Source organism: Olsenella sp. oral taxon 807 (genome assembly GCF_001189515.2).
In the GTDB taxonomy this organism is placed as follows: domain Bacteria; phylum Actinomycetota; class Coriobacteriia; order Coriobacteriales; family Atopobiaceae; genus Olsenella_F.
The window spans coordinates 381,170-407,700 of record NZ_CP012069.2; the positions used below are offsets into that span (position 1 = coordinate 381,170).

A 26,531-nucleotide genomic window follows, 5' to 3' on the forward strand; every position below is an offset into this window, starting at 1 on the left:
GGAAAGGATGGCGACTCTCGCCAGAAGGAGAAGGACATGAGGAGCGATTCTATCAAGTTTGGACCCGAGGCGGCGGCGCACCGCTCCCTCTACAACGCGCTCGGTTGGACCGACGAGGAGATCTCGCGCCCGCTCGTGGGCATCGTGAGCTCCTTCAATGAGGTCGTGCCCGGCCACATCAACATCGATAAGATAACTGATGCCGTCAAGATGGGCATCGCCATGGCCGGTGGCATGCCCGTGGTCTTTCCTGCCATCGCCGTTTGCGACGGCATCGCCATGGGTCACACCGGCATGAGGTACTCGCTTGTGACCCGCGACCTCATCGCCGACTCCACCGAGTGCATGGCGCTCGCGCATGGCTTTGACGCGCTGGTCATGATCCCCAACTGCGACAAGAACGTGCCCGGCCTGCTCATGGCCGCCGCCCGCCTTAACCTGCCCACGACCTTCGTCTCGGGAGGTCCGATGCTTGCCGGCCACATCGACGGGCACAAGACGAGCCTCTCGTCCATGTTCGAGGCCATGGGCGCCTACACGGCCGGCAAGATAGACGAGGCCAAGCTCCACGAGTTCGAGCGAAACGTCTGTCCTAGCTGCGGCTCCTGCTCGGGCATGTATACCGCCAACTCCATGAACTGCCTGACCGAGGTTATCGGCATGGGCCTTCCCGGCAACGGGACCGTGCCGGCCGTGTACTCCCGCCGCCTGCAGCTCGCCAAGCACGCCGGCATGGCCGTCATGGACATGCTCAAGCGGGGCATCACCGCCCGTGACATCATGTGCCCAGAGGCCTTCCGAAACGCCCTTACCGTGGACATGGCGCTCGGCTGCTCCACCAACACGATGCTCCACCTGCCGGCCATCGCGCGCGAGTGTGGCATCGAGCTGGACCTGGCCGCCGCAAACGCCATGAGCGAGAGGACCCCCAACCTCTGCCACCTGGCGCCTGCCGGCCCCACCTACATGGAGGACCTCGACGGGGCGGGGGGCGTCCCCGCCGTCATGGCCGAGCTCGACAAGGCGGGTCTCATCAACCGCGAGTGCATGACCGTCACGGGCAGGACCGTGGGCGAGAACATCGCCGGCGCCCGCGTCAGCGACAGCTCCGTCATCCGTCCCATCGACGATCCCTTCTCGCCGACGGGGGGCATTGCGGTGCTGCGCGGCAACCTCGCCCCCGAGGGATCGGTCGTCAAGCGTTCCGCCGTGGCCCCCAAGATGCTCGTCCACGAGGGTCCCGCCCGCGTCTTCGAGAGCGAGGAGGATGCCCAGAGCGCCATCAACGCGGGTCAGATCAGGCCTGGCGACGTCGTCGTGATCCGCTACGAGGGCCCCAAGGGCGGCCCCGGCATGCGCGAGATGCTCAATCCCACCTCCGCCATCCAGGGCATGGGCCTTGGCGAGAGCGTCGCGCTCATAACCGACGGGCGCTTCTCGGGGGCGACGCGTGGTGCCTGCATTGGTCACGTTTCGCCCGAGGCCGCCTCGGGCGGAGTCATCGGCGTTGTCGAGGAGGGTGACCTCATATCCATCGACATCCCGGCCTGCACGCTGGAGCTCAAGGTTCCCGACGACGAGCTCAGGCGTCGCCTGGCCGCCTTCACGCCCAAGTCCAAGGTCCTCTCGGGCTATCTGAAACGCTACGCGTCTTTAGTGTCGTCCGGAGCGACCGGCGCGGTCCTAAACTAAGGTATCGGGGGTGAGCGTGACATTGGCGGAGGGGCAGTCGCACGAGAAGGGCACAAGACCCATGGCGGGGTTCGCGCAGCCAGGCAGCTTGGCCCGCTCGGGCCACTCAGGCTGCTTGAGCCGGCAGGAGGCCTCTGAGCTCTCCTGGAGGCTCTCTGCGCTCGCCGTGTTTCGTAGGCTTCTGGCTGACCCCGTGCTCGCGGACGTTCGCGCGTGCATCGATGCCGTGGCGTCCGAGGCTGACTGGGAAGCGCGCGTCGCATGCTATGCAGATACGCTGCACAGACTCTATGAGTCGGGCGAGGCATCCCTTGGTTCCTATGTGCGAGATGTCACGCTCGCAGACGAGAATGCCTACCTCAGGTTTCTTGGCGCGGGAAAGGTGATTGCGCCCAGCCTCAAAGCGGCACTTGAGGCGGAGCTTTTGACCCTGAACGCCGTGGCGGCGCTTGTGCCCCAGGGCCTGCTCGGCGAGCTGCCTGATGGCGTGGACCTCGCGTCGCTGCCGCGCTTCGAGACAACGTTGATCGATCTGCCCGCCGCCTACGCCGAGCGCGTGGCCGGCCTCTGGCGACATGGCTATGGGATCTACGCCCGCTACCACGTGTTCGACGTGGACGAGGAAGGGGCCATCGCACCGGTGCGCTTCCCGGACCCCATACGCCTCTCTGACCTCGTTGACTACGAGCGCGAGCGTGCGCAGATCTGGGACAACAGCGTGGCGCTCCTCGACGGCAGGCCTGCGGCGAACATGCTGCTCACGGGTGACGCCGGCACCGGCAAGAGCTCCACGGTCAAGGCGGTCGTGAACGAGCTCGCGCCTAGGGGCCTGCGCATCCTGGAGGTTCGCAAGAGGCAGCTGCAGGCCATCCCGCAGATCCTCGAGGAGCTCACGCACAACCCTCTCAAGTTCATCATCTTCATCGATGACCTCTCGTTTTCGTGCGAGGACGACAACTTTGCCGCCCTCAAGGCGATCCTCGAGGGCTCCGTCTCGGCCAAGAGCGACAACGTGGTGATCTATGCCACGAGTAACCGCCGCCACCTTGTTAGGGAGTCGTTCTCGGAGCGCGAGGGAGACGACGTGCACCTCAACGACACGATGCAGGAGATCGTCTCGCTCAGTGACCGCTTTGGCATCCACGTCTCGTTCACGAAGCCTGACAAAGCAACCTACCTGGACATCGTGCGTAAGCTCGCGTCGGATGCGCAGCTTGGGATGGACTCCGCAGAGCTTGAGCTCCAAGCCGAACGCTTTGCCCTGCGCAGGGGAGGCCGCTCCGCCCGAGGTGCCCGGCAGTTCGTGGACGGCCTGCTCTCACGCGTGCCCGCGCACGCTGCGGCGCAATCACCCATATCGCGAACTCGACAACCGAAGGAGGAGACATGACACGTCCCATGACCATGGCAGAGAAGATCCTGGCAGACCACGCAGGCCTCGATGAGGTGGTGCCCGGTCAGCTCATCGAGTGTAAGCTCGACGGTGTCCTTGCCAACGACATCACTGCGCCCATCGCCATCAAGACCGTGCGCGACATCGGCGCGGGCGTGTGGGACAAGGACAAGATCTTTCTGGTTCCAGACCACTACGCGCCCAACAAGGACATCAAGAGCGCCGAGCAGACCAAGGTCACGCGCGACTTCGCACATGAGATGGGCATCACCCACTACTTTGAGCAGGGCTGCATGGGCATCGAACACGCCCTTTTGCCCGAGCTGGGCATCGTGGTGTCGGGTGACCTCGTGATAGGTGCCGATTCCCACACCTGCACCTACGGTGGCATCGGCGCCTTCTCTACGGGCGTTGGCTCCACGGACGCGGGCGTGGGCATGGCGACGGGTCGTGCCTGGTTCAAGGTGCCCGAGACCATCCTCTTTGACATCGAGGGCGAGCTTCCCGAGGGCGCCTGTGCCAAGGACATCATCCTCTTTGTGATCGGGCAGATAGGTGTCGACGGGGCGCTCTACTGCGCCATGGAGTTCGCGGGGTCTACGATCAGTGGCCTCTCCATAGAGGGGCGCCTGACCATTGCCAACATGGCCATCGAGGCAGGTGGCAAGGCAGGCCTCTTTGAGGTGGATGACAAGTGCCGTACCTATGTGGAGCGGCACGCCGAGCATCCCCTGCGCGAGTACCACTCCGACGCGGATGCCAGCTACGGAAGGGTCATGCACATCGATGCGGCGGACATCGTACCCATGGTCTCGTGGCCGCACCTGCCGAGCAACACCCATCCTGTGACCGAGAGCCGCCACATCGCGATAGACCAGTCGGTGATTGGCTCCTGCACGAACGGGCGCATCGAGGACATGCGCTTGGCTGCAGACGTACTGCGAGGACGTACCGTCGACCCCAAGGTGCGCTGCATCGTGATCCCCGCGACGCAGGGTGTGTGGCTGCAGTGCGTGCACGAGGGCCTCATGGACGTGTTCATTGACGCACACTGCGTGGTCTCGACACCCACTTGCGGACCCTGCCTGGGCGGCTACATGGGAATCCTCGCCGCCGGGGAGCGTTGCGTGAGTTCCACGAACCGAAACTTCGTGGGTCGGATGGGGGACCCGACCTCCGAGGTGTACCTGACCTCGCCGGCCGTTGCCGCCGCGTCCGCCGTTGCAGGCCACATCGCCCTGCCGTCAGACCTGAGCTAGTATAATATCCACGAAGCAATTGGGCTCTTCGGGGGTTAGTGTGGGTTGACGCCTCGGCGAACTGCGGCGCGACAGCGTACACAAGTGCCCCACTCTGCACCTGGCGACTCACGCAAAGACGCACTCTGGGGGTGTCACTCTCACGGAAAGGCGCATTTTGCGTGTGGGTCTCACCAAAAGGCGCATTCTGCATGCGGGCGGTGGTTGCGCCGAGAGCCCATCTTCGCCGATCTGTGTACACTCCTGCATACCCACGCCTGCCCGCAGCGGCGCAACAGTGTACACAAATGCCCCGAAACGGCTCCGAGAGTCCGTTTTCGCCGATCTGTGTACACTCCTGCATACCCACGGCCGCTCGCAGCGGCAGGCCGAGGAGCTCGACGAGTTCCGACTACGGCCCGTTTGCCTTTTCGCGAGTCCTTACTCCGACCCCATCAAGCGCAAAGCGTTCTGAGCCAATGGGTCTCCCTGTCCTGCGGCTAGCTCGTACCAATGGCGAGCCATTGGGATGTTCTTCTCAATACCCCAACCGAATTCATACATGTCACCGAGCTGTCGCTGAGCCCCCGCCTCGCCTTGCTCGGCTGCGAGCCGGAACAGACGGAGGGCCTCGGCGTAATCTTGTTCCACGCCGCAGCCTTTCTCGTACATCATGCCCAGCCTGTACTGCGCCCAAGGCTCGCCCTGCTCGGTCGCGAGCCGGTACCAGCGGCAGGCCTCGACGTCGTCCTGCGTGACCCCGCGGCCTTTCTCGTACATCATGCCCAGCCTGTACTGCGCCCAAGGCTCGCCCTGCTCGGCCGCGAGCCGGTACCAGCGGCAGGCCTCGACGTCGTCCTGCGTGACCCCGCGGCCTTTCTCGTACATCATGCCCAGCCTGTACTGCGCCCAAGGCTCGCCCTGCTCGGCCGCGAGCCAATACCAGCGGCAGGCCTCGACGTCGTCCTGCGTGACCCCGCGACCTTTCTCATACATGAAGCCGAGCCAGCTTTGCGCATCCGCCTCGCCCTGCTCGGCCGCGAGCCGGTACCAGCGGCAGGCCTCGGCGTCGTCCTGCTCCACACCACGGCCGCTCATGTACATGAATGCAATCCTGTACTGCGCCCAGGCATAGCCCTGTTCGGCCGCGAGCCGGTACCAGCGGCAGGCCTCGACGTCGTCCTGCGTGACCCCGCGGCCTTTCTCGTACATCATGCCCAGCCTGTACTGCGCCCAAGGCTCGCCCTGCTCGGCCGCGAGCCAATACCAGCGGCAGGCCTCGACGTCGTCCTGCGTGACCCCGCGGCCTTTCTCGTACATGAAGCCGAGCCAGCTTTGCGCATCCGCCTCGCCCTGCTCGGCCGCGAGCCGGTACCAGCGGCAGGCCTCGGCGTCGTCCTGCTCCACACCACGGCCGCTCATGTACATGAATGCAATCCTGTACTGCGCCCAGGCATAGCCCTGTTCGGCCGCGAGCCGGTACCAGCGGCAGGCCTCGGCGTCCATTTGCTCTATCCCGTGTCCCCCTGCGGACATAAGCCTTACAAAACTTCGCACCCCCGCCTCGCCCTGATCAGCCGCGAGCCGGAACAGGCGGAGGGCCTCGGCGTAATCTTGTTCCACCCCGCGGCCTTTCTCGTACATCATGCCCAGCCTGTACTGCGCCCAAGGCTCGCCCTGCTCGGCCGCGAGCCGGTACCAGCGGCAGGCCTCGACGTCGTCCTGCGTGACCCCGCGACCCTTCTTGTACATGGTACCCAGCCTGTACTGCGCCCAAGGCTCGCCCTGCTCGGCCGCGAGCCGGTACCAGCGGCAGGCCTCGACGTCGTCCTGCGTGACCCCGTAACCCTCCTTGTACATGGTACCCAGCCTGTACTGCGCCCAAGGCTCGCCCTGCTCGGCCGCGAGCCGGTACCAGCGGCAGGCTTCGTCATTGCTCTGTGTGACCCCGTGACCTAATGAGTACATGAGGCCGAGCCAGCTTTGTGCATCCGCCTCGCCTTGCTCGGCCGCGAGTCGGAACAGGCGGAGGGCCTCGGCGTAGTCCCCCTTCTTGTGCGCACGACTTCCCTCTCGGACGACACTCATGGCCTCGCCAGAGGACCGCCCCTCAGTGGAGGCGCTATCCTTCGGGGGGTTCTCAGCAAGCTTTTGATCCACGAAAGTCCTCTCTGTTGGTCCGGCGCTGATATATCGTCCGGCACTAACATACCTGTGTCCATCATGCTCCCAAGGCGAGAGGGATGCGCCACGCATCCTATTGTACGTCAGGATGACCAGGCCATCTCCTTGGTGCCAAGCTCATCTGGATGCTGAGTGCCCCGATCAGGTCCTTCCGTGCGTGGGCACGTCTCGACTTTACAGTCGAAAGCAGAGTCGTCATCTCAGCGCCCGCAGGATGTAGGTGGATGCCCTGGGCAGCTCAGGTTGAGGGTTATAACACCCCTCCCGATGGACGCGAAATGTCCCGTCTGGGGACGCGCAAGTGTGACAAACATATGTACTCATGAAATAACTAAAACATATGTTCCTTATTATGAGATAATGCTCTCACAGAGGAGAGGTTACGATGGGAGGGTCGCATGAAGGGGACGCAACGGGACGTGGATAGGCTGAGGCCCATAGACGATCCGATGTTTCGGGTGATGGCGCTGAGCAAGGCCTTCTGCGAGGAGGTGCTGAGGGTGCTGCTCGAGGACAAGGGACTTAAAGTGGTGAAGAGCACCCCGCAGGCCGCCGTCACGAACCTGCGGGGACGCTCGGTGGTGCTCGACGCCCTCTGTGAGCTCTCCGACGGCAGGCTCGTGAACGTGGAGGTGCAGCGCTCGGAGTACGAGGATCACCAGAGGCGGGTGCGCTACTACGCCTCCCTGGTGACGGCCGACAGGACGCCGCCGGGAGGGCGCTTCAGGGACGTTCCGGACGTCTGCGTGGTGCTCGTTGGCGAGTTCGACCCCTTTGGGGCTGCTCGTTCGCTGTATCATGTGGACAGGGTCGTGAGGGAGACCGGCAGGATCGTCGAGAACGGTCTTTGCGAGGTCTACGTGAACGCCTTGGCGAGGGACGGCAGTGACGTTGCCGCGCTCATGGAGGTGTTCACGGAGGCAGAGGCATACGACGAGACGCGCTTTCCGGCCACGTCTAGGGAGAAGCGCAGGCTCAGGCACACGGAGGAGGGGCGAGGGACGATGAGCAGGGTGGTTGAGGAGATCCGAGCTGAGAGCAAAGCCGAGGGCAGGCTTGAGGGCAGGGCCGAGGGGAGGACCGAGACGCTCGACAAGCTCGTGCGCGACGGCCTCGTGGACGTGCGCGCCGCAGCGGCGTCGCTGGGGCTCGACCCCGAAGAGGTCGAGCGCATGCTCGCGTAGTATAATATCCACTAAGTAATTGGATTGTAAGTGCGGTATGCTCCCGTTGACGGAGGGTGAGAGCGAGAGGCACGAACGAACAGGATCGAAGACGACGGTCGTGCTGGGTGCGAGGGACAGGGAGAGGCCCGGGTGGCTGGCCCGCATGCGCACGGCTCAGGTCTAGGCCGCCGTCAGGGTTCAGATTCCGCTGCTGTGCGACTCCGGCGAGACGCCGGCCCCGTCGCCGACCGCGCCCTCGTGGTGGGCCTCGCGTGCCAGCGGCCCGCCGACTTGGGCTACGCCGCCGAGCTCAGGGCGAGCGACCTGCCTTGGGCCCACGCCGGGAAGACGGCGGAGGCCGCAGGCCACCCGAGGCTCGCGATGGTCGCGACCGGCAGCGCGCGACATCCTGGCGGACGTCCGGATCAAGCCCAACAAGATGGCCCACTGCCGCGCGCGTCGCGACCCCAACTTCGAGACCAAGACGCGCGACGCGCCGCCGCCCCGCGAGCGGCTGTCCTTCCGCGAAGACGAGGCGCTATCCAGCCATCGTCTCGGTCCGCCTCGGGTTCGTGTCCGCGCCCAGGCACGGCTCCTGGCCGGACCTGGTCGAGGGCGTCTTCTCGAAGATGATCCGCCAGATGCCGTGCGGCATCCGGGTGTCCAGCAAGGACGAGCCCGAGGAGAGGATCCTGCGTCACCACAGGGAGGCGGACGTCGAGCCGGACGCCTGCAGACGGAGGTGGAGCCTGTCGGACATGGGCCCGACGGTCGAGGAGCTCGTCGTGGATACCCTCCTTTCGGATGGGGCAGGCAGGGCACGTTAGTTGCTGGACACTATACGAGGCGTGGGACTGACCGTACCCCTGCGGGTCCGATAGCCCTTGGTGCGGCCACAGCATGGACAGGCCCTGTGTTACGTTTTCGGTCCCGCCTGGGGTCACCGCCTGCGCGTTTTCAAAACCACTCTACAATAGCTCCTGTCTAGGAGTTTGTGGGGCGTATCGAAAGGGGAAGACCAATGAAGTTCGAGGGAACCGCGTTTCGCTATGGACGTGACATCGACACGGATGTGATCATCCCCGCACGCTACCTCAACACCTCCGACCCGGCCGAGCTCGCGAGGCACTGCCTAGAGGATCTGGACACGAGCTTCGTGGATCGCGTGAGGCCGGGGGACATCATCGTTGCGGAGGAGAACTTTGGTTGCGGCTCCTCCCGCGAGCATGCGCCGGTGGCCATCAAGGCGGCTGGCGTGAGCGTGGTCGTGGCCAAGAGCTTTGCGCGCATCTTCTATCGCAACGCCATTAACATAGGCCTTCCTATCCTGGAGTGCCCGGAGGCGGTCGATGCCGTGCGTGACGGTGACGTTATCTCTGTGGACGCCGATACGGGCGCCGTTGCGGACAAGACCACGGGCGAGTGTTTCTCGGCGCAGCCTTTCCCCCCCTTCATCCAAGAGATTATCAACGAAGGTGGGCTCGTGAATCGCGCCAAGCGGCAGGTGGCTGAGCGGAGACAGGATAAGCGGTAGGTCCGAACGGGGACAGGCGGGGCCAAAAAGGCCCACATTGGGGCAAGGAGGCCCAGACCATGGCAGCTATCAGCTATAAGATTTGCACCCTTCCGGGAGACGGCATAGGACCAGAGATCATGGACGAGGCCAAGCACCTGCTCGCCGCCATCGGCGAGGCCTATGACGTCAACTTCAACTGCGACGATCAGCTTATCGGCGGCTGTGCCATCGATGCGACGAGTGCTGCAGGGGCCAAGGTTAGTGCCCTTCCGCCAGAGACGCTCGAGGCGGCGCGGGAGGCAGACGCCGTGCTGCTCGCCGCTGTGGGCGGACCAAGGTGGGACGATCCGACGCCAGGTGCCGTCCGTCCGGAGCAGGGGTTGCTCGCCATCCGCAAGAACCTGGGACTCTATCTCAATTTACGCCCCGTCCGCGTCTTCGAGGCGCTGCGCGACGCATCACCCCTGCGCCCCGAGCGTCTCGACGACGTAGACCTGCTCATCGTCCGCGAGCTCACGGGCGGCCTCTACTTTGGCACGCACGAGCGCCGGCAGGGTGTCGAGGGCGCGGGCGTTGGCGGCTCTGTCGGCGATGTCGCTATCGACACCATGGAGTACCGCGAGTACGAGGTAGAGCGTGTTCTGCGCTGGGCCTACGAGGCGGCAGGTCGTCGTAACGGAGTCGTAACCTCGGTCGACAAGGCGAACGTTCTCGAGACGTCCCGTCTCTGGCGTGAGGTCAACCATCGCATGAACGCAAAGTTCGAGGGTGTCGAGGGCGAGGATATGCTCGTCGACAACTGTGCCATGCAGCTCGTGGTAAACCCTGCCCAGTTCGACGTCCTCGTGACCGAGAACACCTTTGGCGACATCCTTTCCGACGAGGCCTCCATGCTCACGGGTTCGCTCGGTATGCTGGCAAGCGCCTCTCTGGGTGACGGTACGGCGCTCTACGAGCCGAGCCACGGGTCTGCCCCGGACATCGCGGGCAAGGGCATCGCAAACCCCATTGCGCAGATACTTTCTGTCGAGCTCATGTTGCGCTATAGCTTCCAGATGGATGCTGCTGCCGATGCCGTCGCGGCCGCTGTCGAGGACGTGCTGGCGGCCGGCTGGCGCACCCACGATCTCGCCGACGAGGCGACCGATGCCGCCCACAGGCTCGGTACTGCAGCCATGGGTGACAAGATCATCGAGGCCTTTAGGCTACATGCGGGATAGCCTGCCGCGCACGCCCGCGCAGACACCCCAAGCGTGCACTCGACGCCACTGAGTGTACGACGCGTGTGCCACTCGACGCCACCGAGTGGCATGAAATCTCTCGCTAACTGCGCGTTTTCCGACAGTCGTGCCACTTGACGCCACCGGGTGCACGACGCGCTGCGGATGTCCGGTGTCACAAGTGAGGGTGCGCTGAACCAGCCTCGTTGAACTGTCTCATCCATAGTCCAACCATGGCGTAGTCGATCAGAGAGATGAGGGTGTAGACAATGGCCACGGGCAGACAGAACATCAAGAACAGGAAGATTCTGAAGACCATGTTGGAGATCCCAAGCGAGAGGAGAATCATGGCAGCCGCCACCTGGGAGAGGGCTATGAAAACGATGTTGCCGATAAACATGGCGATCATGGTCATGCCCGAGATATTGAGGTAACCGTTAAGGTCACGACCGATCATCCCAAGGATGTGGCCCGCTTGATAGCCTGCGGCAGGATTTCGGCAGATAGCCGCCCGAAGGCTGGCTATGACCATGAAGTTCACATAGAGTGAGACCACAGCAAGGACGGGCATGAAGATGGAAGACCTCGCGCTCAATATGACGAACACTGCCCAGAAGTGGAAAAGAGAGTTGATAATACCAAGTGCATCGATATTTGGGCTGAACGACGCATCGCTTACCATCCTCAGGACGAGGTAAAGAAACGACCCGAGTATAACGCACCAGCTAAGAGTTGCCGCAACGGTATGGCATCCGCTCCTGAAACACCGGACGATGTCGATGTTTTTTCGTTCCGGAGGCCCTTCGATCCCTTGAGCGATGAGGAGGGCCCACTCCGTCTCATATCCGATAATCCAGATCCATCCCACGACGGGAAGGAGCATGCAGACAGACAGCATCAGGATAGTTGTGATCCAGCCCTTGTCCTCGGTGAGCTGGGCCCAAACGTGAGAGAGGTACTTTGTTTCTTGCATGGCTCGGAGGCTCCTCTCTTCTCGGCAGTTGACTGGTAGCGTCGAACACATTGACGTAAGGGGTTCTTCTGAAAAGGATTGGATCCGGCTCAGAATCTGTGAACTATTCTGTCATCTTATGTTGTCTTTGGCCCGTCCGCAAGCTCCAGGTTGCGTCATCTGAGGTAGCTGCTGAGCGCAGGCCTGTATACAGCAGGGCAGGTGGCGTACGGCAGGACAGGTGATTTACAGTAGAATATGTGGTAGGGAAGCTTCTGGCCTGTGAACGTGAGGTGCTTCGATATGGAGAGGGACGCGAACAAGACGGGCTCGCACAAGACGGTGACCACCATCGTCTTGGTTGTCGTTGTGCTTTTGGTCGTCCATTTTGGCAGGATGCTGAAGGCGTACTACGACGGACCGAGTGTGGAGGAGGCGCTTAACTCCCCATTCATGCGGTTTGAGAGAGAATACCGCAATATGACGTACACCTTCCTCTACCAGGGCGTCGATGAGTTTGGCCAGACTCGCTACTACTTCCGCCATACGGATGGCTGTACGGAGTGTATGATCCTCACGTGTAAGTTCCGCTGGGTTGACCATATTGAGGGCCTCGACTTTCGTCCCGCTGGCTGGGATTATGTCTACACCTGTTACGTGCCCGAGGATATTACTACGGGTATTACTACTGATGGGTAATTACTAATCCGTATCACGAGGCCTTATGACGTGGTTCCACTCGCCGTGAAAGTCCTCCCTGGAGGCTACTGCGTTTCTTCCGGTCCAAACCAAGCCACGTCTTGTGCTTCCTGCGTACAACGTTCACAATCAGGAGGCGCCCTGTCTCTCGCGTCGGCATGGCCGGTCGCATCGGTCCGACGCGTCGTCTGCGGAGGTCATATGGAAGTGGAAGTCATCAAGTTGCTCGGCATCGTCATTGTGGTCGTGGGGTTTGCCCTCAAGTGGGACTCCATCCTCACCATCATGCTCGCTGCCGTCGTGACGGCGATCATTGCCGGCATGGATCCTGTGGTCTTTCTCCAGACGCTGGGAAAGGGCTTCGTGTCAAACCGAAACATGCTCATCAGCGTCGTCATATTCCTGCTGACGGGAACGCTTGAGAGAAATGGCCTCAAGAGCGCCGCGAGGGCTCTCATGGGTCGCATCAAGAGGGCGTCGGCAGGCCTGATCCTTGGCGCCTACGGGGTCTTTCGCGTCATCTTTGCCGCGTTCAACGTGGGCTTTGGTGGCGTCGCCGGTTTTGTGAAGCCCGTCGTCATGCCTATGGCCGAGGCTGCTGACGAGACGGGGGGCCACAGGATGTCAGAGAGCCATCGGGAGGCACTCAAGGGCATGGCCGCAGGCATGGAGAACGTTGCCTGGTTCTTTGGCCAGGTGCTCTTCGTGGGTACCTCTGGCATGCTCTTGGTCCAAAGCACGATGGCCGACCTTGGCTATGCGGTCGAGCTGCCAAGGCTTGCCGCCATCCAAATCCCCGTGGCGATCGTCGCCGTCGCCGTGACCACCGTGTACTACCTCATCCTCGATAAGCGGCTCATGGGTCGTGACGAGCGGGAGCTCGCACAGGAGCTGGCCGCCCAAGGCGGCGATGAGGTCTCTGGTAGGCCCAGCTCCCAGGCATCTGGGAAGGAGGTGGGCTAGATGAATCCCATCCAATTCTTCCAGAGCGCAGACGTGACGCTCTCCAACAAGCTGCTCGAACTTGTCTACGTCATTATCGGCCTCGTGTGCGTCTATGCAGGTCTGTGCAACCTCAGGGATGACAGTAACGAGAAGCGGGTTGGCACCTGTGTCTTCTGGTCCGTCTTAGGCCTGCTCTTTATCATTGGTCCTTGGGTGCCCAGCGAGGTTGCCGGCGCCCTCGTGGTCGTCATGGTGCTCCCGCCCATATTCAGGCAGGTGGGTGCTGGCATCGACAGACTCAAGCCGAGTGAAAAGGAGATGGGCGAGGGTTACGGGGAGCTGGGCTTTAGGATCTTCATACCCGCATTTGCGATAGGTGCCTTCTCCCTCGTCTTCGCGTTTCTCACCAAGATCAGCTCGCTCGTCGGCATCACCGTGGGCGTCTTTGTCGGCATGGCTACCCTTGTCGCCATGCGTCCCAAGAAGAACGGCGCGCGCGTCTTTCTTGAGGACTCGCGTCGCATGCTCGATATCGTCGGCCCTCTCATCATGCTGCCGACGCTTCTGGCCATCCTTGGCGCGACGTTCACTGCAGCCGGTGTCGGTGACGTCATCTCGCACATCGTTGGGGCCGTCATTCCGCAGGGCAACCTCGTCGTGGGCATTGTCGTCTACTGCCTTGGGATGGCGCTCTTCACGATGATCATGGGCAACGCCTTCGCGGCCATCACGGTCATGACCGTGGGCATTGGGGCGCCGTTCGTACTCTCGCTGGGAGCGGATCCTGCGATCGTGGGGTCGTTGGCCCTGACCTGTGGCTACTGCGGAACCCTCATGACTCCCATGGCGGCGAACTTCAATATCGTCCCTGTGGCCATCCTCGAGATGAGAGACGAGTATGGCGTCATCAAGAGGCAGATCGTTCCTGCCCTCATCATGCTGGTGTTCCAGATCTGCCTCATGGTCGTGCTTGTGGCCGTGCTGTGAGCGTGGCCTTGTGGGTTGACGATGCCGTCGCGAGAGCTGGCGGCAATGATGGGAGGATGCGATGAGTGCAAGGATGTTGGTGACGGGCTTTCAGCCCTTTGGGGGAGCGACCATGAACCCCGCGTGGGAGGCCGTGCGGCGACTTCCCGACACCATCGGTGGTGCTGAGGTGGTCAAGGTGGAGATCCCCGTGGTCTTTGGGCGCGCCTCGGCGGCGGTCGATGCCGCCATAGAGGCCAACAGACCCGATATCGTGCTTTGCGTTGGCCAGGCCGGCGGGCGTTGCAAGATCACGCCTGAGTTTGTGGGCATCAACTACATCGATGCGCGCATCCCTGACAACGAGGGTAACCAACCGCTCGCCAAGAGGGTCGTGGAGGATGGCCCCGACGCCTATTTCTCAACCCTGCCGGTCCGCGCCATGGCGCAGGCCATGAACGATGCCGGCGTGCCTGCGGCCGTCTCGTTCACGGCCGGGACCTACGTCTGCAACGACGTCATGTATGCCCTCCTGCATTCGCTCGCGACCAGGTTTCCAGGTACCCGTGGTGCCTTTTTGCACGTCCCCTATGCAACCGAGCAGGCGACGCAGCTTCCTGCAGACACGCCGAGCATGCCCATCGAGACTATGGCCAAGGGCCTTGAGGTCGCCCTCGCTGCGGCGCTCGAGCATATGGAGGACGTGGCGCTGAGCGTGGGCACGACGCACTGAGACCGCCGACGGTGTGCGTTGGCTGTCTCGTACCACCTCACCGAAAGACGCACTTTGGCTGTGTCGGCTCCGGAAAAGCGCACTCTGCGCCTCTCGACACAGCCAGAATGTGCTTTTCCGTGAGGGCGCGGTCCCAGAGTACGTCTTTCCGTAGAGTGCGCTTTTCCTCACCTGGGCAAACGTCGAGCAGCCTCACGCAAAAGCGCATTCTGTGCCGGCGCCCTCACGGAAAAGCGCACTCTGCTCCAACGATCTCACGCAAAACCGCATTCTGCGCAGGCGGCCTCACGCAAAAGCGCACTCTGCTCCAACGATCTCACGCAAAAGCGCATTCTGGCGGTTCTGAAGACCCCAGAGTGCGCCTTTCCGTGAGAGCTTCATACAGAATGCGCTTTTCCGTACGGCACGGGTTGCAGAATGCGCTTTTCCGTAGAGTGTGCTTTTCCTCACCTGGGCAAACGTCGAGCAGCCTCACGCAAAAGCGCATTCTGTGCCGGCGCCCTCACGGAAAAGCGCACTCTGCTCCAACGATCTCACGCAAAACCGCATTCTGCGCAGGCGGCCTCACGCAAAAGCGCACTCTGCTCCAACGATCTCACGCAAAAGCGCATTCTGGCGGTTCTGAAGACCCCAGAGTGCGCCTTTCCGTGAGGACTCCACACAGAACAGAATGCGTTTTTCGCAGTGTCTTGCACTTTGCGATTTCTTAGAACATCTGTCCTATAAATATGAGTATATTGGGGTATGCTAGGAACGTACGAAGTGACTTTGAGCAAGGAGGAGCGAACATGTTTAAGAAGACGAGTGACAAGCGGGTGGCGGCGTTCTTTGCTGAGGGACTTGAGGAGTGCGAGGGCCTTGTGGTCTGCGACCTGCTCTATCGCGCAGGTATCCGGACCGATAAGGTCTCCATCTCGGACAATCTGGCCGTCACGTCGAGCCATGAGGTCACCATCGTGTGCGACCGCACGATACATGACGACGATTTCTCGTTTGATGACTACGACCTGCTGTTCCTTCCAGGTGGTATGCCTGGCTCCAACAACCTGCGTGCCTGCGAGATGCTCTGCAACGCGCTGAGGTCGTTCGCTTCGGCGGGTAAGGACGTCGCGGCGGTGTGCGCCGCACCCTACATCCTGGCTGAGCTGGGGCTGCTCAAAGACAGGAGGGCCACGAGCAACCCCGGCTTTCAACATGTGCTCACAGAGCACGGGGCCAAGCTGAGCCAAGATCCCGTCGTCGTCGATGGTAACCTGATCACGAGCCAGGGTCTTGGCACCAGCATCGAGCTAGGGCTGACCCTCGTCGGGCGCTATCTGGGCGACGAGGCGGTCGAGTCGACCAAGGGCAAGATCGTCTATATGCGCTAGGCACAAACTGGAAGGGGGAGCCGAGCCTTGGCCGGCGGTGCTGCATCAGGGCAAAAGGTGGCGGCGGGATGCCCAGAGAGGAGCTACCTCGCCATAGACCTCAAGAGCTTCTACGCGAGCGTCGAGTGCGTGGAGCGGGGTCTCGACCCCCTTGCGGCGCGGCTCGTGGTCGCGGACCTCACGCGCAGCGAGAAGACGATCTGCCTCGCGGTCTCACCGGCGATGAAGGCACTTGGTGTGCGCAACCGCTGTCGCGTGTTCGAGATCCCCAGGGACATCGACCACGTGACGGCCCGACCGCGCATGGCGCTCTACATCGAGCGGTCGGCGGACATCTATGCCGTCTACCTGCGCTACGTGAGTCCCGAGGACATCCATGTCTACTCCATCGACGAGGCCTTTCTGGACGTGACGGGTTACCTCAGGTTCTATGGCTGCACGGCCCGCGAGCTTGGGGAGAGGATCCGCGAAGACGTGGTGAGAACGACGGGCATCCCTGCGGCCTGCGGCCTGGGCACGAACCTCTACCTTGCCAAGATCGCCCTCGACATCACGGCCAAGCATAGCCCCGACTTCTTTGGCGAGCTCGACGAGGGCTCCTACCGCAAGACGCTCTGGAACCACACTCCCATCACGGACTTCTGGCGCGTCGGCGCTGGCACGGCGCGCCGCCTTGCACGCATGGGCATCAACACCATGGGACAGGTTGCGGCCCATCCCAAAGAGCCGCTCTACCAGGCCTTTGGTGTGGACGCAGAGATCCTGATCGACCATGCCTGGGGTGTCGAGCCCGTGACCATAGCCGATATCAAGGCGTACCGCCCGCAGGGCAAAAGCCTGGCGAGCGGCCAGGTCATGTTTCATGATGTGAGCTTTGATGACGGGTTGCTCATCGCCAAGGAGATGGCAGACGCGCTCGTGCAGGAGCTTGTCGAGAGGCGTCTGGCGTGCCGTTCGCTGACGCTCATGGTGGGCTACAAGCTCTCGAGCGCACAGAGGCAGGCCCTAAGACAGGCAGGCGGGCCAGAGGAGCATGGGGGCCATGTCCGTTGGGGTGAGCTTGCCGACGGTGGTACGGCAACGCTACCCGAGCCCACATGTGCCCTCTCTGGGATATGGGAGGCGCTCGTTCCGCTCTTCAGACGTGTAGCCAAGAGGGGCCGCCTCATCCATCGGCTTAATCTGAGCTTGGGAGATGTGCGTTCTGAGGGGACGGTAGGCATCCAGGCCAGTCTCTTCACCAATGAGGCGACGTGCGCCCGCGAGAAGAGCCGCCAGGAGGTCGTGGGTGCCATCAAACGACGGTTTGGCAGGAATTCTCTGCTGAGGGGCATGGATCTTCTGCCTGGAGCCATGGCGCGGGAGCGCAACACACAGATTGGTGGGCATCGCAGTGGCGTCGAGGGTTAGCACTACTCCGAGAGACAAGGATATTAGCAGGTACCTTATCGGAGACCTCGAAGAGGACCATGGCAGGGACCTTGGTGAAGGCTGTGGTGAGGGCAGTGCCGTGCGGCGGGGTCCCCACGATGGGGCGGCATCTGGGCCTGATGACTTCTACCTGCGCCATCCTCGCATGGATCTGGGACTTCGAGCCAAGATCTTCATCCCCTTTGAGCCGCTCAGGGGGTTTCGGGAGGCGCTCCTCGAGCGTGAACGCCAGGCAGGCGCCATCGCGCGCGCTGACCTTCCGTCAGAGCGACAGGAGCGCATCTCAAGGGTCCTTGCTAACCTTGTGTCAGGCGACACGGTGAGCGTCACCCATTACATGGGTGATCACTATGGGATGACCCAGGGCCTGGTGGAAGGGCTCTTCGCAAGCGATGAGGAGCTCGTTGTCGCGGGAAGGCGCATTGGCTTTCGTGACATCAGCGCCATCGAGGTTCTGGATGGCTGAGGGCGGATCGTGCACCCATGCCTCACGCGATGCGAGTGTGCATGCTGCGCTTCTTTTGGGTGGATGTGCCTTCTCTGTATGTGGGCTGCGATAATCGAATGGTAGGGCAATTGGGAAAGTACGTGCAATTTGGAAAGTGTGTGGTCGGTGACGGGAGGAGTCGGCCACAAGCGAGATGGATGGGCAGACAAGTAGTCGTCTCTCGGTGCGGGGACGACGAGAGGGCGGGGGTATGGCTAAGCGCAGGTTTGTGGACAGGCGAGACTATCGTGAAGTCAAGGCGAACGCCCGTGGGTCGTGGCGTCTCTCCCTCATCGGTGCCGCGCTCGTCGTTATCAGCATCGTGCTTGCTGTTCCTGGTGGCAAGCGCATCGACATCCTGACCACGGTCTTCGCCATACTTTTCTTTATCGGCGGCGTAGCCCTGCTCTATGTTGGCTCCTCACTGAGGCGCGATGCCCTCAAGGCGCAGCTCCGGCACGACGAGACCAATGACCCCTGGGCCGACAAGAAAGCGGAGCGCGGATAGCCCAAGGTGCCGTGACCGTCGCAGCAGGGCGGGCATGAGTGCGGCAGGCGCGGCGAGACGGGACGTCAGCGGAGCGAACGATGGCCTTTGTTGAGTTCAGGGACGTGTGCAAGACGTACCATATGGGTGACGTTGAGGTTCGTGCCGTCGATGGTATGAGCTTCACCATTGAGCGGGGCGAGCTCGTCGTTATAGTCGGCCCCTCCGGCGCGGGCAAGACCACCGTTCTCAACATGCTTGGCGGCATGGACAGCTGCACGTCCGGCACGATAGAGCTTGACGGTTCGCTCGTGAGCTCCATGGGAGAGCGCGAGCTCACGCAGTATCGCCGCCACGACATAGGCTTCGTATTTCAGTTCTATAACCTTGTGCAGAACCTTACGGCGCTCGAGAACGTCGAGCTTGCAAGCCAGATCTGCACGGATCCGCTGCCGGCGGCGGAGGTGCTCGCCCAGGTGGGACTTGCCGATCGCATGGACAACTTCTCGGCGCAGCTCTCGGGTGGCGAGCAGCAGCGCGTGGCCATCGCCCGCGCCCTCGCGAAGAATCCCAAGCTCCTACTCTGTGACGAGCCGACGGGTGCTTTGGACTATCGTACGGGCAAGCAGATCCTTGGGCTTCTGCAGGACAGCTGTCGTGGGGCTGGGCGCACGGTGGCCATCGTGACGCACAACCAGGCGTTTACCCAGATCGCCGACCGCGTCATCCGCGTGCGCGAGGGGGATGCCAGCTCCGTGGAACTCAATGCTCATCCAGCGGATGCGGCGAGCGTCGAGTGGTGAGAAGATGAACGCCCGGGGCTACATACCTGTGGCGACGCCCACGCCGACAGGGCGCGAGGCGGATGGCGCCGCAGACTCGCCGCACGGCTCGGCCTTCGCGAAGGGCGTGCTCAGGAGCATCAGGGGGTCTCTCGGCCGCTTTCTTGCGATCATGGGCATTGTGGCCTTGGGCTGTGGCTTCTACGCGGGTCTGCAGATGTGCGGCCCCAACATGCGCCTCGCGGCCGACCGCTACTACGACGAGACCCAGCTCTGGGATCTGCGGGTGGTCTCGACCTTGGGCTTCAAGGACGCCGACGTCAAAAGGATAGCCTCGACGGAGGGGGTGTCTGCGGCCGTGGCCTCGCACACGGTGGACGTGATGGCGCGGCTGGGCAACGAGCAAGTGGCCGTCCGCATCTCGTCGCTGGGCAGCAAGACCGCAACAACGCTCACTGCTGCGGACGCAGGCGGGAGGCCAGGTGGCGGCCCGGTCGTGAACCGCCTCATCCTTAGGGAGGGGCGATGGCCCACGTCGGCCGAGGAGTGCGTCGTCTCTGCAGACGTAAGCGGCGCAAGTGTCAATGACAGGGTAGAGGTCCTCAGCGGCGGTGCCGACCATGATCGTGGTCTCAGGGTTCGCAAGCTCGTCGTCGTGGGCACGGTGAGCTCGTCAAACTACGTCTACACGGGCAACCTTGGCTCCACGAGTCTTGCCTCGGGAAAGATAGAGCAGTGCCTCTTTGTCACCGACGATGCCTTTGGCGAGGACACCCCCTATACCGATGTCTACCTTAAGGTGAGCGGCGCCGATAAGCTCCAGAGCAGCTCAGACGCCTACGAGGAGAAGGTCAGTGAGGTCAAAGGGCGCATGGAGGCGCGCTCGGGCGACCTCTCCCGTGCGCGTCAGGCTGATCTCAGGGCTCAGGCCCAGGTGACGCTCAACGAGAAGGTCAAGGAGTACCAGCAAAAGCGCGACGAGAGCTACGGGCGGCTTGCTGATGCCAAGGACCAGCTCGATGACGCGGAGCAGCGCATTGTAGACGGGCAAGGGAAGCTCGATGAGGGCCAGAGGGAGTACGACGAGGGCCTGGCCACCTACAGGGGAAAGAGGGCCGATGCCGAGAGGCGACTCTCTGACGCCCAGGCGCGAATCGACTCGGGTAGAGGTGAGCTCGACGCGCAGAGAGACAGGCTCGCTGCGGGCGAGCGGGCGTGGAGACAGGGTTATGACCAACTCTCCTCTCAGCTCGCATCCGCAGGTGTCACGGCCCCTTCCGCCCAGGGCTACGTGGATGAGCTTGACGCGAGGCTGACACAGGCAGAGGCGGCGAAGGCTCAGCTCGCGAGTCTACAAGGTCAGCTTGCCCAGGCGCGAGAGGCGACCGGCGAGGCCAACAGGAGGAGGGTCAACGAGGGCATCAACGAGCTGAGGCCCAAGATCTCTGAGCTCGAGGACAAGCGCGAGCGCGCGCAAGGCGCCCTCGACGTCCTCAGGGGCAGGCGAGGGGAGGCCCAGGCCCAGCTCAATGACCTTGACGTGAGGATCCGGGATACCCAGGCGAACATAGACCGCTTAGAGGCCGAGCGGGACAAGCTTGGGCCTGCCTTCTCACAGGAGCAGGCGCAGAGCTTGGCTGCCGCTAAGGCGGCACTCGGAAAGCTCAAGGACGGCCGCTTGAGCGCACAAGTGGACCTCAGCAAGCTTGATGCTGCCGTAGGTGAGGCCGAGGCGACCGTCAGGACCATCGACGAGGGCCTTGCCACTGCCAGGAGCTCCCTCGCACGGTTGCAGGAGGCCCAGGAACAGATCCAAGAGGCCGAGCAAGGCATCCCCCAGCTTGAGGCCGGCATTGGACAGATCCAGGGGAGGCTTCCCTCCGACGATGACATCGCTGCCCTCACGAGCGCCCGCGACAGCGCACAGAGGCTCGCAGACACCAGGGAGGTCCTCGACGAGGGTGCCTCGCAGCTCTCATCAGCCCAGAAGAGGCTTGACGCCTCTCAGGCAGAGCTCAGGCGTCAGAGAAAGGACGCCGCGCATCAGCTCGCCTCGGCCAAGGGCAGGCTCGAGGCTGCCGCAGGAGAGCTTCGGCGCTCGCGCGACCAGCTCGCCGAGGCGCGAGTCCAACACGACGAGGGTCTGGCCAGCTACACGGACAGCAAGGCCGAGGTGGACAAAAGATTCTCCAAGGCGTGGCAGGAAATTCAGGACGCCCAGAGGTCGATAGACGAGATCGCCCTTCCTGACGTCTACACCCTCGATCGCAGCCAGAGCGAGAGTGCGGCCACCTACCAGGCGGACACCAAGCGCATGGACAACATAGCCAACGTCTTTCCGCTCATGTTCTTCCTCGTGGCGGCGCTTGTCGCCCTCACCACGATGACGCGCATGGTGGATGACGAGCGCGTCCAGATAGGTACCTACAAGGCGCTCGGCTACGGCAAGACCAGGATCGCGGGCAGATACCTGCTGTATGCCCTGGTTGCCGCAGGTGTCGGCGCGACCTTGGGCGTCATCGTCCTCTCCCAGCTGCTGCCTTACATCATCATGTCGGCCTATTCGATCATCTATGCGGTGCCCCCGCTCGACCTTCCGCTTCCCGTCGATTGGGGGGTCGCCCTTTCGGCAGCTGGCCTCGGTGTGGGGGTGACGCTGCTTACCACCTGGGTGACCGTGTACTCGAGCCTGCGCGAGCCGCCCGCGACCCTCATGTTGCCCCGTGCTCCCAAGGCGGGCAGGCGCATACTCCTAGAGCACGTGACGCCCATCTGGAGACGTCTCAGCTTCTCGTGGAAGGTGACCGCTCGCAACCTCTTTCGCTACAAGCGACGGCTGCTCATGACGGTCATCGGAATCTCGGGCTGCGCGTCCCTTCTGCTCGTGGGCTTTGGCCTGCATGACTCCATATGGGACATCATCGACCTGCAGTACGGGCCTATCATCCACTATGACACGACCGTGGGCCTCTCGGACGCCTCCACGGAGCTCGACGTCTCTGCCGTCACAGACTATCTTGGCTCCGCAGGTGGCGCCAGCGACATCGTGCGCGTTCAGCGCGAGAGCATGCAGGCGACAGGCACGGGTCCCTCGACAAGCGCCACCTCGAAGACCCACGTGACGGTCATCGTACCCCAGGACTCCTTGCAGGCCCAAGAGGCCGTGACCTTCCGAGATCGCATGACGGGTGCCGTCGTGGCCTTCGACGACGACGCGGTGCTTGTAACGGAGAAGCTCGCGTCGCTCTATGGCATCAAGGCGGGAGATCAGCTCATGCTCTTCGACCAGGACGATGCGGGTAACGCCATAGGGACGGGCCACGCGCTTACCGTGACGGGCGTCACCGAGAACTACGTGGCGAACCTGGTGTACGTGGGGCGCGGTGCCTGGAGGTCCGTGAGTCCGGTGACGCCGGTATTCTCCACGATCTTCTGTAACGTCCCCGACGCCAGAGACGTGCGCGCCACCGTCTCTGCTCGCCTGCACGATATGACAGGTGTCTCGACCGTGACCTTCTCGGATGAGGTCATCAACCAGTACCGCCATGTGCTGAGCGTCGTCGACATGGTCGTCGTGGTACTCATCGTCTCGGCGGCTGCGCTCGCGTTCATCGTGCTCTACAACCTCACGAACATCAACGTGGAGGAGCGCTTGCGCGAGATCGCGGCCCTCAAGGTGTTAGGCTTCACGAAACGGGAGGTCTACGCCTACATCTTTCGCGAGATCATGCTGCTTGCCCTCATGGGCGATGTTGCTGGCATGCTTTTGGGCATCTGGCTCGAGCGCTTCGTGATAACGACTGCCGAGGTGGACTACGTGATGTTCGGTCGATCGATCCATGCCCTGAGCTTCGTGTACGCCTTTGCGCTGACGCTCGTGTTCTCCGCCCTCGTAATGCTCGTGATGAGGCGCAAGCTCGACCGCGTGGACATGGTGGAGTCCCTGAAGAGCGTGGACTAGCGCAAGACGGCCGGTCGCCCCTGGCTGGATGCGCCCCCGTCGGCTCCCACACACTCCTCCGTCGGCTTCCATACCCCCCTGGCCGGCCTACGTCCCTAGCTGGCCCACACCTCCCCGGGCAACCGCCCCCCAGATTCCCGGGTACCTAAGAAAAGGGCCCAACTGGGAAAACGCCTGTGAGAAACCTCCCCTCAGATTCCAGGGTACCTTCTTGAAGAATCGCTTCAGCCGGCTTGGGTGCTAGTATCCTACCATCTGCGGGACAGCTCAATGCGAGCTCTATATGGGGGGTCCACGCATGGGGCGTCGAGGACCCATACTTAGGATACGCACAATGTTCCTAGGGTAAAGTGTGGGAGACACCCACATTATTCGAGGCTTCGTGAGTTCGTGTGGGTAGAGATCACGTCACCACCGCCCTTCCCGGCAGCGTTGGTCTCAGGTCCGAGCACCTGAGCATCACGAGTGCCATGGGGCCGTCGACGTCGTGGGACCCGTGGTCCCGCCCGGTCGCGCGAGCGGCCGTGGGTATGCAAGAGTGTATACAGATCGGCGAAGATGGCCTCTCGGTGCCGTTTTGGGGCACTTGTGTACACTGTTGCGCCGTTGCGGGCAGTCGCCGGTGCAGACTGCGCTTTTACGTGAGGTGGCGGGTGCAGACTGCGCTTTTACGTGAGGCCGTCTGCGCAGAATGCGCCTTTGCGTGAGTTGGCTCCACGTTTGCGCAGGTGAGGAAAAGCGCACTCTACGGAAAAGCGCATTCTGGGGGCGGGCCCTCACGGAAAAGCGCATTCTACGAGCGGACCCTCACGGAAAGGCGCACTCTGCGCGACCGCTCGCATGCAGAATGCGCCTTTTGGTGAGGCCCACACGCAAAATGCGCTTTTCCGTGAGAGTGACACCCCAGAGTGCGCTTTTCCGTGAGTCGCCGGTTGCAGAGTGAGGCACTCGTGCACGCTGTTGCGACGCGATTCGCCGAGGCGTCAACCCACACGAACCCCCGAAGAGCCTAATATGTGAGTAGCTTTCCATGCCAAGCGACTTGGGGGTCAGTGTGCAGAGAAGCCTCTTGAGGGAACTCATCCGTTGGAAGAGCCGCCCCAACCGCAAACCCCTGATCGTGCAGGGGGCGCGTCAGACGGGCAAGACATGGCTCATGAACGAGTTTGCCAAGCAGGAGTTTCCCGACTTTGTGAGGATCGACTTCCTCTATGACGAGGCTGCGCGGTCACTGTTCTCCCAGAGCCTTGATCCGCACCAAATTGTGAGTCGCATCGAGCTGCGCACAGGCCACCATATTGACCCCGAGCGTACGCTCATCATCTTCGATGAGATACAGGAGGCGCCCCGGGGCCTTACGTCGCTCAAGTACTTTTGTGAACAGGCGCGAGAGTACCACATAGTCGCGGCAGGATCTTACATGGGTCTGTCCCTGCACCACGGGGACTCGTTCCCTGTGGGGAAGGTCGATCGGCTCACGCTGCGGCCCATGGGCTTCGTTGAGTTTGTGCGCGCGGTCTCGGGAGATCTGCTGGCTGATGAGCTCTTACGTGCCGACGTGGACCTTCTCACGGCGTCAGATGACCTGCTGGGGCAACGCCTTAAGGAGTATTTTGTGATTGGTGGAATGCCCGAGGTCGTCGACTCGTTCAGAAGGGATGGAGACGTGACGGAATGCCGTCGTCTGCAGCTGCAAGTGCTCAGTGACTATGATGGCGACTTTGGCAAGCATGTTCCAACGCGCATCTTGGAGCGTCTGCGCTTGGTGTGGAGGTCGCTTCCCGGGCAGCTCGCGCAAGAGAACAAGAAGTTCGTGTACGGTGTTGTCCGGGCGGGTGCCCGTGCGCGGGACTTCGAGGAGAGCCTTCAGTGGCTAAGGGACTATGGTGTCGTATACAGGGTCCCTCGCGTCTCCACGTTGCGATTTCCGCTCAGCGGCTACGAGAGTGTATCGGGATTCAAGCTGTTCTGCGTGGACGTGGGGCTCCTTGGTGCCCTAGCTGGCCTGGACCCTTCAGTTGCCCTTGGAGGGTCGAGCCTCTTTAGCGAGTTCAAGGGAGCGATGACCGAGCAGTATGTCGCACAGGAGCTGTCCGGTCTGGGGCTTTTGCCTGTCTACTGGTCATCGAGCACAGGAAGCGCCGAGGTTGACTTTGCCATCGACCATAGGGCTGGCGCACTGCCCATCGAGGTGAAGGCCCATGAAAACCTTCGCGCGAAGAGCCTGAGGGTCGCCTGCGAGAAGTTTGGACTTAGCCGTGCGGTCCGTACCTCACTCTCGCCCTATCGGGACGAGGGCTGGCTCGTGAACATACCGCTCTGGGCTCTGGGACAGGTCGAGAGACTTGCATAGTGGGATTGGCCTCGCCCTTCCCAGTCGCCCTCCCCAGCTGGCCTTTGGGCGCTGTGGGCACACGGCAAGGTCGGCGCCTCGGCGCTGGCCGCCTCGGCTTGGAACTCCTCGTCAAACGCCCTTCTCGGCGCGAGCGAGAAGGGCGAGCAGCTCCTTGGTCACGACCTCAGGTGCCTCCTTGGGAAGGCTGTGGCCCGCTTCGGGCACGATGACGAGGCGCACGTCGGCGGTGCCGCCGCTGCGAATGCCAGCTGCGATGGCCTCGGTCTCGCTCAAAAGGATGCAGTCGGCCTCACCCGCCATGATCGTGGTCGGGCAGGCGATGGTCGCAAGCGACGCAGCCTCTATCTGTGGCTCCTCAAGCATGAGCCCCAGGAGGTCCACGACGTCTTGCGCCTCGTCCGCCGTGGGGCACAGCAGCGCGGCGTCGATGGGGGAGCCTGCGGGAAGGTCCCGGATCCAGCTCGCCCAAGCGGCGTGCGCGCGGATGGTGCCTGCGATGTCCCATTCCTCTGTGTCGACGACGCCCTCCGGGGTGAGGTTCGCCCCTATCGAGAGTAGCGAGTGGGCCAGCTCAGGATGGTCCCGGGCGATGATCAGGGCCTCGATGGCGCCGTCCGAGAAGCCCACAAGCTGGGCCTGCGTCACGCCCAGCTCCCTCAGGCAGCAGAGGGCGTCCTTCGCCATGAGCTCGTAGCTCAGTCGTCTCGTGCCACGCGTAGACCTGCCCTGTGCGCGAGAGTCGAGGGCGACAACGGCGTATCCACGCTCGGCCACGGCGTCGATCATGGGTCCAAAGATGCCGTGCTCCTCGCCGTTGCCGTGTAGGAAGAGGACAGGCGGCCTTGCTGTGGCGTCTACGTCGCAGGGACGGTTGCCATAGACATAGGCCGCAATGTGTGCGCCATCATCCATCCTGATGTGACGCGTCTTAACGGGTGCCGTGTGCGGCCGCA

General features: G+C 62.6%; 21 protein-coding genes. 18 read left to right on the top strand and 3 right to left on the bottom strand.

All coding sequences use genetic code 11. The annotated features are described in order from the left end of the window. Positions 1–36 precede the first annotated feature (36 nt). Genes ilvD through leuC form a run of 3 tightly spaced genes read left to right on the top strand, consistent with a single transcriptional unit; the run spans position 37 to position 4,344 of the window. Positions 37–1,692: a dihydroxy-acid dehydratase gene (gene ilvD / locus ADJ70_RS01685; protein WP_050342935.1), complete on the top strand. Its 1,656-nt coding sequence runs from the start codon at positions 37–39 to the stop codon at positions 1,690–1,692. A gap of 10 nt (positions 1,693–1,702) precedes the next feature. Further along, on the top strand, positions 1,703–3,082 hold the full coding sequence (locus ADJ70_RS01690; RefSeq protein ID WP_216597298.1) for an ATP-binding protein: 1,380 nt from the start codon (positions 1,703–1,705) through the stop codon (positions 3,080–3,082). Next, positions 3,079–4,344: a 3-isopropylmalate dehydratase large subunit gene (gene leuC, locus ADJ70_RS01695; protein ID WP_050342936.1), complete on the top strand. Its 1,266-nt coding sequence runs from the start codon at positions 3,079–3,081 to the stop codon at positions 4,342–4,344. Before ADJ70_RS01690 ends, leuC begins: the two co-directional genes overlap by 4 nt. Before the next feature lie 420 nt (positions 4,345–4,764). Here leuC and ADJ70_RS15535 read toward each other — a convergent pair whose 3' ends face one another. Further along, positions 4,765–6,483, bottom strand: coding sequence for a tetratricopeptide repeat protein (locus ADJ70_RS15535; RefSeq protein WP_216597299.1), 1,719 nt, complete (start codon positions 6,481–6,483; stop codon positions 4,765–4,767). 422 nt (positions 6,484–6,905) lie between these two features. On the opposite strand from ADJ70_RS15535, the gene ADJ70_RS01705 reads away from it, so the two are divergent. From ADJ70_RS01705 to leuB, 4 genes are all read left to right on the top strand, one after another. Continuing rightward, positions 6,906–7,691: a PD-(D/E)XK nuclease family transposase gene (locus tag ADJ70_RS01705; RefSeq protein ID WP_050342937.1), complete on the top strand. Its 786-nt coding sequence runs from the start codon at positions 6,906–6,908 to the stop codon at positions 7,689–7,691. A 554-nt stretch (positions 7,692–8,245) separates the two neighbouring features. After that, complete coding sequence (locus ADJ70_RS01710) at positions 8,246–8,500, top strand: hypothetical protein (protein WP_157051347.1); 255 nt, start codon at positions 8,246–8,248, stop codon at positions 8,498–8,500. 194 nt (positions 8,501–8,694) lie between these two features. After that, on the top strand, positions 8,695–9,207 hold the full coding sequence (locus ADJ70_RS01715; RefSeq protein WP_050342939.1) for a 3-isopropylmalate dehydratase small subunit: 513 nt from the start codon (positions 8,695–8,697) through the stop codon (positions 9,205–9,207). Positions 9,208–9,275: 68 nt separating this feature from the next. Then, positions 9,276–10,409: a 3-isopropylmalate dehydrogenase gene (leuB, locus tag ADJ70_RS01720; RefSeq protein WP_371256206.1), complete on the top strand. Its 1,134-nt coding sequence runs from the start codon at positions 9,276–9,278 to the stop codon at positions 10,407–10,409. A 175-nt stretch (positions 10,410–10,584) separates the two neighbouring features. On the opposite strand, the gene ADJ70_RS01725 is transcribed toward leuB, so the two are convergent. Next, positions 10,585–11,382, bottom strand: a complete 798-nt coding sequence (locus ADJ70_RS01725; protein WP_050342943.1) for a DUF4013 domain-containing protein — start codon at positions 11,380–11,382, stop codon at positions 10,585–10,587. A 282-nt stretch (positions 11,383–11,664) separates the two neighbouring features. Here ADJ70_RS01725 and ADJ70_RS01730 point away from each other — a divergent pair, with 282 nt between their 5' ends. The 11 genes from ADJ70_RS01730 to ADJ70_RS01780 all read left to right on the top strand — a co-directional run bounded on the left by ADJ70_RS01730 (position 11,665) and on the right by ADJ70_RS01780 (position 25,575). Next, positions 11,665–12,060 (top strand): hypothetical protein, encoded by a 396-nt coding sequence (locus ADJ70_RS01730; protein ID WP_050342945.1) that lies wholly within the window; start codon positions 11,665–11,667, stop codon positions 12,058–12,060. A 201-nt stretch (positions 12,061–12,261) separates the two neighbouring features. Continuing rightward, complete coding sequence (locus ADJ70_RS01735; protein WP_050342947.1) at positions 12,262–13,023, top strand: DUF969 domain-containing protein; 762 nt, start codon at positions 12,262–12,264, stop codon at positions 13,021–13,023. Continuing rightward, positions 13,024–13,992: a DUF979 domain-containing protein gene (locus tag ADJ70_RS01740; RefSeq protein WP_050342949.1), complete on the top strand. Its 969-nt coding sequence runs from the start codon at positions 13,024–13,026 to the stop codon at positions 13,990–13,992. 61 nt (positions 13,993–14,053) lie between these two features. Further along, positions 14,054–14,704, top strand: coding sequence for a pyroglutamyl-peptidase I (pcp, locus tag ADJ70_RS01745; RefSeq protein ID WP_050342952.1), 651 nt, complete (start codon positions 14,054–14,056; stop codon positions 14,702–14,704). 788 nt (positions 14,705–15,492) lie between these two features. After that, positions 15,493–16,074, top strand: a complete 582-nt coding sequence (locus ADJ70_RS01750; protein ID WP_050342954.1) for a DJ-1 family glyoxalase III — start codon at positions 15,493–15,495, stop codon at positions 16,072–16,074. A 27-nt stretch (positions 16,075–16,101) separates the two neighbouring features. Beyond that, a complete protein-coding gene (locus ADJ70_RS01755; RefSeq protein ID WP_253273210.1) occupies positions 16,102–17,484 on the top strand; it encodes a DNA repair protein in 1,383 nt (460 codons plus the stop codon). Next, a complete protein-coding gene (locus ADJ70_RS01760) occupies positions 17,468–17,971 on the top strand; it encodes a hypothetical protein (protein WP_157051348.1) in 504 nt (167 codons plus the stop codon). Before ADJ70_RS01755 ends, ADJ70_RS01760 begins: the two co-directional genes overlap by 17 nt. Before the next feature lie 232 nt (positions 17,972–18,203). Then, positions 18,204–18,500 (top strand): hypothetical protein, encoded by a 297-nt coding sequence (locus tag ADJ70_RS01765; RefSeq protein WP_050342957.1) that lies wholly within the window; start codon positions 18,204–18,206, stop codon positions 18,498–18,500. A gap of 80 nt (positions 18,501–18,580) precedes the next feature. Further along, the gene (locus ADJ70_RS01770) at positions 18,581–19,282 is read left to right on the top strand and encodes an ABC transporter ATP-binding protein (RefSeq protein ID WP_050342959.1); all 702 of its coding nucleotides are present in this window, start codon (positions 18,581–18,583) and stop codon (positions 19,280–19,282) included. Further along, positions 19,245–23,222 (top strand): FtsX-like permease family protein, encoded by a 3,978-nt coding sequence (locus ADJ70_RS01775; RefSeq protein WP_050342961.1) that lies wholly within the window; start codon positions 19,245–19,247, stop codon positions 23,220–23,222. The genes ADJ70_RS01770 and ADJ70_RS01775 overlap by 38 nt, the downstream gene beginning before the upstream one ends. A 1,030-nt stretch (positions 23,223–24,252) precedes the next feature. After that, the gene (locus ADJ70_RS01780; RefSeq protein ID WP_050342962.1) at positions 24,253–25,575 is read left to right on the top strand and encodes an ATP-binding protein; all 1,323 of its coding nucleotides are present in this window, start codon (positions 24,253–24,255) and stop codon (positions 25,573–25,575) included. Positions 25,576–25,686: 111 nt separating this feature from the next. Here the strand turns inward: ADJ70_RS01780 and ADJ70_RS01785 are convergent, their stop codons facing one another. Next, entirely contained in the window at positions 25,687–26,490 is an 804-nt protein-coding gene (locus ADJ70_RS01785; RefSeq protein ID WP_050342964.1) for an alpha/beta fold hydrolase, read from the bottom strand. Positions 26,491–26,531 lie beyond the last annotated feature (41 nt).